The sequence below is a fragment of the Shewanella sp. AS16 genome (genome assembly GCF_021412365.1).
Taxonomy (GTDB): Bacteria; Pseudomonadota; Gammaproteobacteria; order Enterobacterales; family Shewanellaceae; genus Shewanella; species Shewanella salipaludis.
In genome coordinates this window covers 105,421-118,719 of the sequence record NZ_JAKCLK010000004.1, presented here as the reverse complement: position 1 = coordinate 118,719, position 13,299 = coordinate 105,421, and the positions used below count along the sequence as shown (strand labels likewise).

Sequence of the window (13,299 nt, the reverse complement as noted above, 5' to 3'; positions counted from 1 at the left end):
CCCATGCCCAACAAATCCCCCTTTTGCTCTTGAAATCACGCTCGGGTGACACTCTTATGCTGTTGGCACTAATACCATTCCTTATCATTCTCGCTGAATGAGCACATACTTATGCGGAATGGTATAAGTGGCGTCTGCCCATGGCTTGTTGCCTGCGGCATTTATAGCTAGTCTGGAGATTGAGTCGGCAAGGGCCGTTCGGCACTGTTAGCGGGATACACAAGGGGTCGTTCGGCATTGTTAGCGGAAGACACTAGCGGGAGACACAGGATGGCGCAAGATTTGTCTGCATTGCCCAGGAGCCTGTATACAGGCCAACAGATACGCGCGGCCGAGACAGAGGCTGTGGCGCGGGGCGATGTGACCCTGTATGGCCTGGTCGAGCGGGCCGGAGAGGCGGCATTTAGCCTCATCACCCAGCAACACAGTGCGCCGACAGAGGTGTTGGTGCTGGCCGGCACAGGCAATAACGGCGCCGATGCCCTGGTGTGCGCCGCCAGGCTGCTGAAGGCAGGTTATGCCGTGACCCTGATGGCTTTGCCTAAGGCCGAGCCGGGTGAGCCCCTGTCGCTGGCGCTTGCGGCCTTCGCGGCTCAGGGTGGTAAGGTGCAGCCCATGGCTCTGCCGGAAATTGCCAAGGCCAAACTCATAGTCGATGGGCTGCTGGGGACAGGGGTGACGGGCGCGTTGCGCCCCGGGCTGGCGGACATCATCGCCGCCGTCAATGGGGCGAACGCCTGGGTGCTTAGCCTGGACTTGCCCTCAGGACTCAACGCAGATACCGGGGCCTGTGGCGGCGTCCCGGTTCAGGCCGATGTCACCCTGACCTTCGGCGGCCTGAAACAGGGACTCTTTACCGCCAAGGGGCGCCAACACTCTGGCTTCATAGCGCTGGCGGAGCTGGGCTTGGCGGCGTATCTGCCGCAACCTGCTGCCCTGAAAGTGACCCTTGAGTATCTGGCATCCTGCCTCGCTCCCAGAGCCAGGGATAGCCATAAGGGCATGGCGGGCAAGGTACTGATAGTCGGGGGGGACACAGGTATGGCCGGGGCGATACGGCTCGCGGGGGAGGCCTGTCTCAGGGCAGGTGCCGGCCTGGTGACTGTCATGAGCAGGCCAGAGCACCAAGTCACGGTCAACATGAATCGTCCCGAGTTGATGTTTCTCGGTTGTGAGCCGGCGGATCAGGCGTTTCTGCAACGCCTGGAGTGGGCCCAGCTGGTATTGCTTGGTCCAGGTCTTGGGCAGCAAGCATGGGGCCGGGCCTGTTTTGATGCCTGCCTGGGTGCCGGCCGGGCCGGCATTCCCAGGTTGCTGGACGCAGACGCATTGAACTTGTTGAGCCAGGCGCCGCGCAGCTGCCCCGACTGGGTATTGACCCCTCATCCGGGGGAGGCGGCTCGCCTGTTGGGTTGCAGCCTGGCCGAGGTCGAGACAGACAGGTTTGCGGCCATCAGGGCCATCCAACGCAAGTACGAGGGTGTGGTGCTGCTCAAGGGGGCTGGCACCCTGATCTTCGACGGTGAACATATGTATGTCGCGCCCGTGGGCAATCCTGGCTTGGCGAGTGGTGGGTGTGGCGATGTTTTGTCTGGTATAATCGCCGCCTTGATGGCACAGGGGCTGGAGCCCATATCTGCGACGCTTGCGGGCGTCATAGTACAGGGTTATGCCGCAGATCTCGCCGCCGCAGAGGGGGAGAGAGGCATGCTGGCCAGCGATTTGATGCCTTTTATTCGCCAATTGGTAAATAGTGATTTACTCTAGGCGGCCCATGGACACTCAGTCAGCTCGGGTTAAGGCACGAGTGTGCATCCTCACACATTTTGAGACAGCGGCGATACAAAACAGACATGACAGCAATAACTTTTTTTCTCGAGACTGAAACTGAAACCTTGGACCTGGGCAGAAAACTCGCCGCGCTGATGCGCCCCCCTTTCATCCTGTATCTCAGCGGTGAGTTAGGGGCGGGCAAGACCACCCTGAGCCGCGGGATAGTGCAGGGGCTGGGGCATGAGGGGGCCGTCAAGAGTCCGACCTATACCTTGGTTGAACCTTATGAGCTTGCAGACGTCGAAGTTTATCATTTTGATTTATATCGGTTGAATGACCCTGAAGAACTCGAGTATATGGGGATCCGTGATTATTTCTCCGCCACCAGTCTGTGTATTGTAGAATGGCCTGACAAGGGGATGGGGTTGCTGCCCGAAGCCGATATACAGCTGCATCTTCAATATGCCGATGGCGGGCGGGAGATACAGATAGAAGCCAAGTCCATTAAGGGGCAAGCGCTGTTAAATAATTTTAAGTAACCATGATAAAGACTAATAAGCTATTTACTCGCATTCTATGCTGCCTATGCCTGCTCACCTCCTGGACGGCCGCGGCGAATAAACTCGACGGTGTCCGCATTTGGGCGGCCCCAGAGTCGACTCGGGTCGTTTTCGACCTCAGTTCGGCGCCTGACTACAGTCAATTTACCCTGACGGGCCCTTATCGCCTGGTGGTCGATCTCAAGCAGACTTCGACATCCCTCAAACTGGCGGACATAGCCAACAACAGCAAGTTAGTCAAACGGGTGCGTGCCAGTCAGTCACCGGAAAAGGGGACCTTGAGGTTGGTCATAGATCTGGCCAAGCCGGTTGCCGCCAATTTATTTTCGCTGCCGGCGACTCCGCCCTATGGCAACCGTTTGGTGGTCGATCTCGAAGACAAGCTGCCGCCGGCCAAGAGTCAGGGCCAGGACAGGAGGCTGAGTCAAAGCGGCTCCAGCCTCAGGGATGTCATAGTGGCCATAGATGCGGGCCATGGCGGCGACGATCCAGGTTCCATAGGCCCTTCGGGTATGTATGAGAAGAAGGTAGTGATGGAGATCGCCGATAGGGTGGCGAAGAAAATCAACGCGACCCCTGGCATGCATGCCGTGATGACCCGCAGCGGCGATTATTTTGTCAATCTCAACAAACGTTCCGAATTGGCGCGCAACAGCAAGGCGGATCTGCTGGTGTCTATCCACGCCGACGCATTCACCTCACCACAGCCCAGGGGGGCGTCCGTGTGGGTCCTGTCCATGCGTCGGGCCAACAGTGAAATAGGCCGCTGGCTGGAGCAGAAAGAGAAGCATTCGGAACTGCTCGGCGGCGCCGGAGAGATCATCCAGAATACGGATAACGAGCAGTACCTGGCGATGACCCTGCTGGATATGTCGATGGACAGATCCATGGCCATAAGTCATTCCATCGCCGGTGGTGTGCTCAAGAATTTAGGCTCTGTGACCCAACTGCATAAGCAGCGCCCAGAGTCGGCGAGTTTTGCCGTGCTCAAATCACCGGATATTCCCTCGATTCTGGTGGAGACTGGCTTCATCTCCAATCCCAAGGAAGAGAAGTTACTCTCAAGCTATGCGCACCAGGAAAATCTGGCCAAGGCGATACATAAGGGGGTGCTGCGTTATTTCGAGAATAACCCGCCGGTCGACAGCCTGCTCGCCAGCAAGAGCGATATCAGGCATAAGGTGAGCCGGGGTGAGTCGCTCTCGGCGATAGCCAAGAGATATCAAGTGTCGGTCGCCAGCATCAAACAAGCCAACAATCTCAAGACCGACGTAGTGCGTATCGGCCAGAAGTTAGTGATCCCCAGGGCTTAACACAGGACGCATTTATGGGTATTCAAATACTGCCGCCGCAATTGGCCAACCAGATAGCCGCGGGTGAAGTGGTGGAACGGCCTGCATCCGTGGTCAAGGAACTGGTGGAAAACAGCCTGGATGCCGGCGCTACCCGCGTCGATATAGAGATAGACAAGGGCGGCAGCAAGCTTATCAGGATACGGGATAACGGCGTTGGCATTCCCAAGGATGAGCTGTCACTGGCCTTGTCGCGGCATGCGACGTCCAAGCTGCATAGCCTGGACGATCTCGAGGCGATCCTCAGTTTCGGTTTTCGCGGTGAGGCGCTGGCCAGTATCAGCTCAGTGTCGAGATTGACCCTGACATCCAATACCGCCGGACAGAGTGAAGCCTGGCAGGCGTATGCCGAGGGCTCGCAGATGGCGGTCAGGGTGATACCTGCGGCGCATCCCATAGGCTCGACGATCGAGGTGATAGATCTCTTCTTCAATACCCCGGCGCGGCGCCGTTTTCTCAAGAGCGATAAAACCGAATTTACCCATATAGATGAGTGGCTAAAGCGCATCGCCTTAGTGCGGGGGGAGATACATTTCACCCTGAGTCACAATGGCAAACTGGTGCGCAACTACCGCCCGGCGCTCACCCAGGCCCAGTATCTGCAGCGTTTGGCCCAGGTCAGTGACCGCCATTTTGCCGAGCAGGCGCTGCGGATCGAGTGTGAGCACGATGGCCTCAGGCTCAGCGGTTATCTGCAATCCCCGCTGCAGACCAAGGCGACCGAGACCCATTATTTCTACGTCAATGGCCGGCTGGTGCGTGATCGCCTGGTAAACCATGCGGTGCGCCAGGCGTTTGCCGGGCAGGCACAGGCAGAACAACCCGCCTATGTGTTGATGCTGGACCTGGATCCCCATCAGGTCGATGTGAACGTGCATCCGGCCAAGCACGAGGTGCGCTTCCATCAGGGGCGTTATATCCACGACTATATTTTACAGGCCTTGCAATCGGCCTTGGAGCAAGCGGGGGAACTGGCCCTGTCTGGCGCTGTGCCGGCGTTGGCCGAGGCGGTCGCTGAACCTGTCGGCGAGTATCTAGCCCAAGTCCAAGGTGCTGAAAGTGCTGCCGTAGCGGATGCAGCGCCAGAAGCTGCGGCCGCACCCCATACCTGGGTCGGCTCTGCGGCGACTCAGGTGCATGCCTCGCCGCATTCTTCCGCGGCAAGGCACGCCAGTCAGAGCCGTTATGGCAGCATGGAACTCCCTGGCAGCGGCGGTTACTCTGGCGGGCGGTCCGCCACCTCTGGCCAGCAAACGTTGCCCAGCCAGAGCGCCATCGCCAGTTATGGCGCCCTGTTGACCACGCCTTCGGCGAGCTGCCAGGGAACAACTTCGGCCGCTCAAACGCTCAAGCCGGCAGGCATGCCACCCTTGCTCGGCGGCCGCTATTGGGTATTGACCCAGGGAGAGGCGCTGAGTCTGTTGGCGGTACAAGATCTGGCACTCTCGACCCGCAAGGCGGAGATCTCGGCTAAGCTGACGACTGGCCTGATAGGTCAGCCGCTGTTGATGCCGGTATCCGTCGCCGTCGATCCGGATTGGGCCGAGATACTCGTTAGCCGCGAGACCCTGATCAGGCAGATGGGGCTGGAGCTAACTATTCGTTATCAACAGTTGATTATCAAGAAAGTGCCCCCATATCTGAGGGACAGTCAGCTCGCGACTCTCATCCCCGAATGGCTGCAATGGGTTAAGTATGAGACGCCAACCCCCGAGGCCCTGGTGGCTTGGTTGGCAAAACAGAGTTTATCGGGTTTTATTTCTGCGCCGCAGATTTGGTCGGCCTACCTGATGCTTGACGAGCAGCAACAAACAGATATTTTGCGTAGCGCTAAGGCGCTGCCCTGGCAGTCATGGTTAGAAGAGCAGGCAAGTGAATAAAGAAACCCAGCCGAGAGTCTTGTTTTTGATGGGGCCCACGGCCTCAGGCAAAACGTCATTGGCAATCGAAATGGCTCAGCAGCATAACTGTGAGCTGGTGTCTGTCGATTCGGCCTTGATCTATCGCGGCATGGATGTGGGGACGGCTAAACCTACTCAGGCCGAACTCGCCCTGGGGCCACACAGGTTGATCGATATTCGCGATCCCAGTGAAAGTTACTCGGCGGCGGATTTCAGGCGAGATGCGCTCAGCGAAATAGAACAAATAGTGCAGGCGGGTAAGACGCCCCTGCTGGTCGGTGGCACCATGATGTACTTCAAGGCCTTGCTCGAAGGCTTGTCGCCACTGCCAAGCGCCAACGAACAGATACGGGCCGAGATCCAGGCTGAAGCCGACGGCTTGGGCTGGCAGGCCTTGCATGACAGTTTGCGCAATATAGACCCGGTTGCGGCGGCACGTATTCATCCCAACGATCCCCAGCGCCTGGCGCGGGCGTTGGAAGTCTACCGCATCTCAGGCAAGACACTGACGGAATTGACCCAAACCAAGTCGGCGGCCTTACCCTATGAGGTGGTGCAGTTTGCGATAGCACCGAGCGAGCGTAAGGTGTTGCATGAGCTGATTGCGAAACGTTTCGAGATCATGTTGTCCCAGGGCTTTGTCGAAGAAGTGGAACGCCTGAGGGCAAGGGGCGACCTGCATTTGGATCTGCCATCCATGCGCTGCGTCGGTTATCGCCAGTGTTGGCAGTATCTGGATGGTGAGTACGACTATAAGACTATGGTCGAAAAAGCCGTAGCTTCTACTAGGCAATTGGCCAAGCGTCAATTAACATGGTTACGTGGTTGGCCGGCCTTGGAATGGCTGGAAAGCGGTGCGCAAGGGAATTTAGTTAGACTAATGCAACAAAGCCGCTAGCTTATTGGTCCTTGCTGTATAATACTAAAACTAAACAAGAAAGCTGCACGATAGTAGATTTTTTATAAATTAAAAAGGAAAAAACAAATGGCTAAGGGGCAATCTTTACAAGACCCATTTTTGAACGCATTGCGTCGCGAGCGTGTACCGGTTTCTATTTACCTGGTTAACGGCATCAAACTCCAGGGACAGGTGGAGTCTTTCGATCAATTTGTGATCTTGTTGAAAAATACGGTAAGCCAAATGGTTTACAAACACGCGATTTCAACGGTAGTGCCGGCGCGTCCATTTAACGTCAATGCGCATCAGAATACCCAAGGCGGTTATGGTGCCACTGGCGATGAAACCTCAACGGCTGAGTAATTTAGCCTTAAGGAGTTAGCTTCTTGTTTGATCGTTATGAGGCGGGAGAAACAGCGGTTCTTGTCCATATCGACTTTACCGATGATGAAAAACGCGAAGATTTGGTAGAGTTGCAACTTTTAGTCGAGTCTGCCGGTGCCCGTTCGGTCGGTGTCATCACAGGCAGTCGGCGTTCACCGGACCGCAAATATTTTGTCGGTTCGGGGAAAGCGGAAGAATTGGCCACTCTGGTGGCGGCAACGGACGCCAACGTAGTGATATTCAACCATGCATTGAGTCCGGCTCAGGAGCGTAATCTTGAGCAGGTGTGTCAATGCAGGGTATTGGATCGTACTACACTCATTCTGGATATTTTTGCTCAAAGGGCCAGAACCCACGAAGGCAAGTTACAGGTGGAGCTAGCGCAATTGCGCCACATGTCGACTCGCTTGATCCGGGGCTGGACTCACCTGGAGAGACAAAAAGGCGGTATCGGCCTACGGGGTCCGGGTGAAACCCAGCTCGAAACCGACAGGCGTTTACTCCGCGGGCGGATTAAGAATATCAACCGCCGTCTGGAAAGGGTCGATAAACAGCGGGAACAGAGCCGCCGGGCGCGCAAGCGCAGTGACATGGCGACTGTTTCGCTCGTGGGTTATACCAACGCCGGCAAGTCGACGTTGTTCAATGCCTTAACTTCTTCAGAGGTTTATGCCGCGGATCAGCTGTTTGCTACTCTGGATCCCACCTTGAGGAAGCTTGACCTGGCCGACGGTTCGGTGATCTTGGTGGACACGGTAGGCTTTATCCGCCATCTTCCCCATGATCTGGTCGCCGCATTTAAGGCGACCCTGCAGGAGACGCGTCAGGCCGAGATCTTGCTGCATGTTGTCGATTGTGCCGATGACAACATGGCGGATAACTTTGAGCAGGTACAGAATGTGCTCAAAGACATAGAGGCCGATGAGATCCCCCAATTGGTCGTCTGCAACAAGATAGACCTGCTCGATGAAGTCCCCCCCAGAATTGATTATGATGCTGAGGGCAAGCCTGAGCGGGTATGGATTTCGGCGCAGAAATCACAGGGTTTTGATTTGCTCTTGCAAGCCATAGGCGAGCTTATCGGGACTGTGATCAAAGAGCTGACATTGAAGATTCCAGCGACGGCCGGACATTATCTTGGCCAGTTTTATCGACTGGAGGCGATACAGCACAAAGAGTATGACGATCTGGGGAACTGTATTTTATCTGTTCGTTTATCGGATGCCGACTGGCGCCGACTGGCGAAACAGAGTCAGGGTGAGTTAGACACTTTTATCTTGAATGAAGATAGTGTAGCTTGCTAATAATCTAATTTATTTCATCCACTTATGGAGTGCTAAATGGCTTGGAATGAGCCCGGTAACAAGGGTAATGACCCTTGGGGAAATAAAGGTGGTAACGACAAGGGACCACCGGATCTGGACGAAGTATTTCGTAATCTTTCAAAACGCTTCGGCGGCAAAGGCAATGGCCCAGCGGGTCAGGGATTCAGCGCCTTGAGTTTCACTGTGGTGCTCGGCATTATCCTGGTGGTGTGGGGGCTTTCAGGCTTCTATACCGTCAAGGAAGCCGAACGTGGTGTCGCCTTGCGTTTCGGCAAACATGTTGGCGAAGTCGCTCCCGGTCTGCAGTGGAAGGCGACTTTCATCGATCAGGTCTACCCTGTGGATGTGCAATCGGTACGCTCCATTCCTGCTTCGGGCAGCATGCTGACTTCGGACGAGAACGTGGTGAAAGTTGAGCTGGATGTGCAGTACCGGGTTGTCGATCCCTATCTGTTCCTGTTCAGTGCCGTCGATGCCAACTCGAGCCTGCGTGAGGCCACCGACAGCGCACTGCGTTATGTCATTGGGCATAACAAGATGGATGACATTCTGACCACGGGACGTGACGCCATACGTCGCGACACCTGGAAGGAAATCGAACGCATACTTGAGCCCTATAAGTTAGGACTCACTATCGTCGACGTCAACTTCCTGCCGGCGCGTCCGCCGGAAGAAGTCAAAGATGCCTTCGATGATGCCATCTCTGCACAGGAAGACGAGCAGAGGTTCATCCGTGAAGCCGAAGCCTATGCCCGCGAAATCGAGCCTAAGGCCCGCGGTGAAGTGCAACGCATGGCGCAACAAGCCAGCGCCTACAAGCAACGTGAAGTCTTGGAAGCTCGGGGTAAGGTCGCCCGTTTCGAGAAGCTGCTGCCCGAGTATCAGCTGGCGCCGGAAGTGACACGTAAACGTTTGTATCTAGATGCCATGCAGCAAGTGCTGACCGATACCAACAAGGTTGTCATAGACGCTAAGAATAATGGGAATTTGATGTATTTACCCTTGGATAAACTGATGAATAACAAGTCTGCCCAGACCGAGCCCATGACTCAGACTGAACAGCATATCAATTCATCTTCTGTGTCCGGCACCCGCACTTCTGTGCCTCTGTCCGGGCGCCCGCCCCGTGATGAGCGTGCTCGCCAAGGGAGGGAGTAATGATGGGTAGATTTGGTGTTATTGTCATAGCGATAATCTTGGGTATCAGTCTGTCATCCATCATGGTGGTCAGCGAAGGCGAACGTGCCATAGTGGCGCGTTTCGGCAAGGTGCTTAAAGACGAGGTCGATGGCCAGGGGATTACCCGGGTCTATGCCCCAGGATTGCACTTTAAGATCCCGGTTATCGACAAGATCAAGCTGCTCGACGCGCGTATCCAAACCTTGGATGGCGCCGCGGATCGCTTCGTGACCTCTGAGAAGAAAGATCTCATGGTCGATTCCTATGTGAAGTGGCGCATCAGGGATTTCGAAAAATATTACCTGTCGACCAACGGCGGGGTAAAATCGAATGCCGAGTCCCTGTTGCAACGCAAGATCAACAACGATTTGCGTACCGAGTTCGGTCGCAGGACCATCAAGGAAATCGTGTCCGGCGAGCGTGATGAGTTGCAAAACAACGCCTTGGAGAATGCTTCCGAGAGTGCCAGAGATTTGGGTATCGAAGTTGTCGACGTCCGTGTCAAGCAGATCAATCTGCCGGCCAACGTCAGTAACAGTATTTACCAAAGGATGCGCGCCGAGCGTCAAGCCGTTGCCAAGGAACACAGGGCACAAGGTAAAGAGCAGGCCGAGATCATTCGTGCAACCATAGATGCCAATGTGACGGTCAAGATTGCCGAAGCCGAACGTAAGGCATTGACAGTGCGTGGTGAAGGTGATGCCCTGGCGGCGAAGATCTATGCCGATGCCTACAACAAGGACGCCGAGTTTTTTGCTTTCGTCCGCAGTTTGGAAGCCTATAAGGCCAGCTTCGCGGGTAACTCGGACATCATGGTGCTCGAGCCGGACAGTGAGTTCTTCAAGTACATGAAGACCACTTCGCCCAAGGGCAAGTAGCGCCGACACACAGACCCTCTCGCATAAGCCCGGCATCGCCGGGCTTATTTTTTTGCCTGCCCAATAGGGTCTGCACCGCTCAGCCTGTGCCAGGCTCGCCTCAATCAGCTGCGCTTGTCGGGAGTCGTTGGCATTGAAATATATTTGCTGTCGATCACAGTTTCGCCAGATAAATATTGCTTTCGATTGGGGGGGATTTTGCTTGCCGCTGCACCTCGATAACCTCGGCTAACCCATATGAATTATGGCCTTTTTATGCCTGCAAGCCATGCGCGGACAGCGTAAGCCGCAGGGCATTTTTGCTGCTTTTTTAATCCTCGTGTCCGCAAACCCGCAATCCCCACAAGTAACTTGTGTGTTTTCGCTATGATCTGCTTGCAGTTTTTAGCTATAATGAGCCCCGCCTCAAACTTTGGCTTTTATTCTTAGTCTAGGCTAAGCAATCTAAAGTCTTGATAAAACAAAAATTCCAACACCCTCTGGGAGATAAGTGGATGAGCAATGCGCCAGTCGATACCGGACGTCGCAGATTCCTGACAGCCGCAACCGCCGTAGTAGGTGGTGCTGGTGCCGTCGCTGCTGCGGTTCCTTTCATCAAGTCATGGAATCCGAGTGCCAAAGCGAAAGCTGCAGGTGCACCGGTCGAAGTAAATATCAGTAAAATAGAGCCAGGCCAGTTAATTCGTGTCGAATGGCGCGGTAAACCAGTATGGATTGCCCGTCGTACAGAAGCTGTGCTGAATGAATTGCCAACACACGAAGATAAGCTGCGTGATCCCGCTTCTGCAGAAATGCAACAGCCCGAGTACGCGAGAAACGCACTTCGTTCGATCAAGCCCGAGTACTTCATTGCCGTCGGTATTTGTACTCACCTGGGTTGTTCCCCAACTTACTTACCCGATTCATTCGGCGAGCAGGTTGAAGGCATCTCTTCAGGCTTCTTCTGTCCTTGTCATGGTTCAACTTACGACATGGCCGGTCGCGTCTTCCAAGGGGTACCGGCACCACTGAACCTGGTCGTTCCTCCGCATCAATACATCAATGATGGCACTGTCATCATAGGTGTAGACACAGGAGTCGCATGATGTTTACTAATCTGATTAATTGGATAGATGCTCGCATCCCAATGACGGCGACCTATAACCGTCACGTGGGCCAGTATGCGACACCAACCAACTTCAACTTCTGGTACTTCTTCGGCTCGCTGGCCATGTTGGTATTGGTTAACCAATTACTGACCGGCATCTGGCTGACCATGAACTATGTCCCTACGGCAGAAGGCGCATTCGCTTCCGTCGAATACATAATGCGTGACGTCGAATACGGTTGGTTGCTGCGTTATATGCACTCCACCGGTGCCTCGGCCTTCTTCGTGGTCATCTATCTGCACATGTTCCGTGGTGTGATCTACGGTTCTTATCAGAAGCCAAGAGAGCTGTTATGGCTGTTCGGTATGCTGATCTTCCTGGTGTTGATGGCCGAAGCCTTCATGGGCTACCTGCTGCCTTGGGGCCAGATGTCCTACTGGGGCGCTCAGGTGATTATCTCCCTGTTCGGTGCCATCCCCGTCATAGGTGATGATCTGACCCTGTGGATCCGTGGTGACTATGTGATCTCCGGTGCTACCCTGAACCGTTTCTTCGCCTTGCACGTCATCGCCTTGCCTTTGGTGTTGGTGGTACTTGTGTTCCTGCACTTGGTGGCACTGCATGAAGTGGGTTCAAACAACCCGGACGGCATAGAAATCAAGAAGAACAAAGACGAGAATGGCTGGCCATTAGACGGTATCCCATTCCACCCTTACTACACGGTCAAAGATATCATGGGCGTCGCCGGCTTCCTGATCGTCTTCTGTTATGTGATGTTCTTCGCCCCTGAGGGCGGCGGTTACTTCCTCGAAGGTCCGAACTTCGAAGCGGCCAACCCTATGAAGACGCCACCACACATAGCGCCGGTTTGGTACTTCACACCTTTCTACGCCATCTTGCGTGCGATTCCGGACAAGTTGACCGGGGTTATCATGATGGGTCTGTCGATTGCCGTGCTGTTTGTACTGCCTTGGTTGGATCGTTGTAAGGTCAAGTCGGTTCGCTATCGCAGCATGCTGCACAAGCTGAACATAGCGCAGTTTGCGATATCCTTCATGATTCTGGGCTACCTGGGTACCGTACCTGCAACGCCTGAGCTGACCATTCTTGCACGTGTTTTCACTGTGACTTATTTCGGCTTCTTCTTATTGCTGTGGCTCTACAGCAAGAACGAAAAAACTAAGCCAGTTCCAGCGAGGTTGACACACTAATGAAGAAATTATTGATTGCCTTAGTCGCATTACTGCCAAGCTTAGCCATGGCGTCGAGCGAACATCTGCATTTGGAAAAGGCCAATATTGACCTGCATGACAAGGCCTCTCTACAGCGTGGTGTGGATTTGTTCCAACACTACTGCTCAGGCTGTCATAGCACCCAATATCAGCGTTACGAGCGGGTAGCGACAGATTTGGGTATCTCGTTCGATGATATGCGCAAAAACTATATGTTTACCGATGTCAAAATCGGTGAGCTGATGCAGAACGCTATCCCGAAGAAAGATGCGGCCAAATGGTTTGGTACTACGCCACCGGATCTGACACTGGTTGCCAGGGCTCGTGGTGAAGACTGGGTATACTCTTACCTTAAAGGTTTCTACCAAGATCCCAGCCGTCCGTTCGGTGTGAACAACAAGGTGTTCCCTTCCGTGGGCATGCCACACGTGTTGCAGGAACTGCAGGGCTTGCCTGTCGAGCAGGAGGACGGTACTACCGTCGCCACCGGCGGCAAGTTGAATGCAGAAGAGTATGATCAGGCGGTACGTGATATCACGGGCTTCCTGGCTTACTCGGCCGAACCTGTCAAGCTTGAGCGTCAAGCCTTGGGCTGGTGGGTGCTCGGATTCCTGTTCGTGTTCTTCATAATTGCCTACCTCTTGAAGAAAGAATATTGGAAAGATGTGCACTAGCTTGCAATAACGGGTAAAATGTATTATCCGCATAGTGTAAACGGGGGGCTTAGCC

At 54.6% G+C, this 13,299-nt stretch carries 12 protein-coding genes; all 12 read left to right on the top strand.

Annotation, left to right across the window (positions count from 1 at the left end; genetic code table 11):
- Window positions 1–270 precede the first annotated feature (270 nt).
- The 12 genes from LZP73_RS12595 to LZP73_RS12540 all read left to right on the top strand — a co-directional run bounded on the left by LZP73_RS12595 (window position 271) and on the right by LZP73_RS12540 (window position 13,244).
- Window positions 271–1,767, top strand: coding sequence for an NAD(P)H-hydrate dehydratase (locus LZP73_RS12595; RefSeq protein ID WP_234235373.1), 1,497 nt, complete (start codon window positions 271–273; stop codon window positions 1,765–1,767).
- Window positions 1,768–1,853: 86 nt separating this feature from the next.
- Complete coding sequence (tsaE, locus tag LZP73_RS12590; protein WP_234235372.1) at window positions 1,854–2,312, top strand: tRNA (adenosine(37)-N6)-threonylcarbamoyltransferase complex ATPase subunit type 1 TsaE; 459 nt, start codon at window positions 1,854–1,856, stop codon at window positions 2,310–2,312.
- Between the two features lie 2 nt (window positions 2,313–2,314).
- Window positions 2,315–3,646 carry an N-acetylmuramoyl-L-alanine amidase gene (locus LZP73_RS12585; RefSeq protein ID WP_234235371.1) on the top strand — a complete coding sequence of 444 codons (1,332 nt, stop codon included), beginning with the start codon at window positions 2,315–2,317 and terminating at the stop codon, window positions 3,644–3,646.
- 14 nt (window positions 3,647–3,660) lie between these two features.
- Window positions 3,661–5,565, top strand: a complete 1,905-nt coding sequence (gene mutL / locus LZP73_RS12580; RefSeq protein WP_234235370.1) for a DNA mismatch repair endonuclease MutL — start codon at window positions 3,661–3,663, stop codon at window positions 5,563–5,565.
- A complete protein-coding gene (gene miaA / locus LZP73_RS12575) occupies window positions 5,558–6,484 on the top strand; it encodes a tRNA (adenosine(37)-N6)-dimethylallyltransferase MiaA (RefSeq protein ID WP_234235369.1) in 927 nt (308 codons plus the stop codon). The genes mutL and miaA overlap by 8 nt, the downstream gene beginning before the upstream one ends.
- An 87-nt stretch (window positions 6,485–6,571) precedes the next feature.
- Window positions 6,572–6,847 carry an RNA chaperone Hfq gene (gene hfq / locus LZP73_RS12570; RefSeq protein WP_169564023.1) on the top strand — a complete coding sequence of 92 codons (276 nt, stop codon included), beginning with the start codon at window positions 6,572–6,574 and terminating at the stop codon, window positions 6,845–6,847.
- Window positions 6,848–6,870: 23 nt separating this feature from the next.
- A complete protein-coding gene (hflX, locus tag LZP73_RS12565; RefSeq protein WP_234235368.1) occupies window positions 6,871–8,172 on the top strand; it encodes a ribosome rescue GTPase HflX in 1,302 nt (433 codons plus the stop codon).
- 36 nt (window positions 8,173–8,208) lie between these two features.
- On the top strand, window positions 8,209–9,351 hold the full coding sequence (gene hflK, locus LZP73_RS12560; RefSeq protein ID WP_234235367.1) for an FtsH protease activity modulator HflK: 1,143 nt from the start codon (window positions 8,209–8,211) through the stop codon (window positions 9,349–9,351).
- A gap of 2 nt (window positions 9,352–9,353) precedes the next feature.
- Window positions 9,354–10,250, top strand: coding sequence for a protease modulator HflC (gene hflC / locus LZP73_RS12555; protein WP_234235500.1), 897 nt, complete (start codon window positions 9,354–9,356; stop codon window positions 10,248–10,250).
- A 494-nt stretch (window positions 10,251–10,744) separates the two neighbouring features.
- On the top strand, window positions 10,745–11,335 hold the full coding sequence (gene petA, locus LZP73_RS12550) for a ubiquinol-cytochrome c reductase iron-sulfur subunit (protein WP_234235366.1): 591 nt from the start codon (window positions 10,745–10,747) through the stop codon (window positions 11,333–11,335).
- A complete protein-coding gene (locus tag LZP73_RS12545) occupies window positions 11,335–12,549 on the top strand; it encodes a cytochrome b (protein ID WP_234235499.1) in 1,215 nt (404 codons plus the stop codon). Before petA ends, LZP73_RS12545 begins: the two co-directional genes overlap by 1 nt.
- Complete coding sequence (locus LZP73_RS12540) at window positions 12,549–13,244, top strand: cytochrome c1 (RefSeq protein WP_234235365.1); 696 nt, start codon at window positions 12,549–12,551, stop codon at window positions 13,242–13,244. Before LZP73_RS12545 ends, LZP73_RS12540 begins: the two co-directional genes overlap by 1 nt.
- Window positions 13,245–13,299 lie beyond the last annotated feature (55 nt).

Bases quoted from the DNA above. Each gene is read 5' to 3' on its own strand.
- LZP73_RS12585 (WP_234235371.1), top strand. From the start codon at position 2,315: ATGATAAAGACTAATAAGCTATTTACTCGCATTCTATGCTGCCTATGC.
- LZP73_RS12540 (WP_234235365.1), top strand. From the start codon at position 12,549: ATGAAGAAATTATTGATTGCCTTAGTCGCATTACTGCCAAGCTTAGCC.
- petA (WP_234235366.1), top strand. From the start codon at position 10,745: ATGAGCAATGCGCCAGTCGATACCGGACGTCGCAGATTCCTGACAGCC.
- LZP73_RS12545 (WP_234235499.1), top strand. From the start codon at position 11,335: ATGTTTACTAATCTGATTAATTGGATAGATGCTCGCATCCCAATGACG.
- mutL (WP_234235370.1), top strand. From the start codon at position 3,661: ATGGGTATTCAAATACTGCCGCCGCAATTGGCCAACCAGATAGCCGCG.
- hflC (WP_234235500.1), top strand. From the start codon at position 9,354: ATGGGTAGATTTGGTGTTATTGTCATAGCGATAATCTTGGGTATCAGT.
- hfq (WP_169564023.1), top strand. From the start codon at position 6,572: ATGGCTAAGGGGCAATCTTTACAAGACCCATTTTTGAACGCATTGCGT.
- hflK (WP_234235367.1), top strand. From the start codon at position 8,209: ATGGCTTGGAATGAGCCCGGTAACAAGGGTAATGACCCTTGGGGAAAT.
- LZP73_RS12595 (WP_234235373.1), top strand. From the start codon at position 271: ATGGCGCAAGATTTGTCTGCATTGCCCAGGAGCCTGTATACAGGCCAA.
- tsaE (WP_234235372.1), top strand. From the start codon at position 1,854: ATGACAGCAATAACTTTTTTTCTCGAGACTGAAACTGAAACCTTGGAC.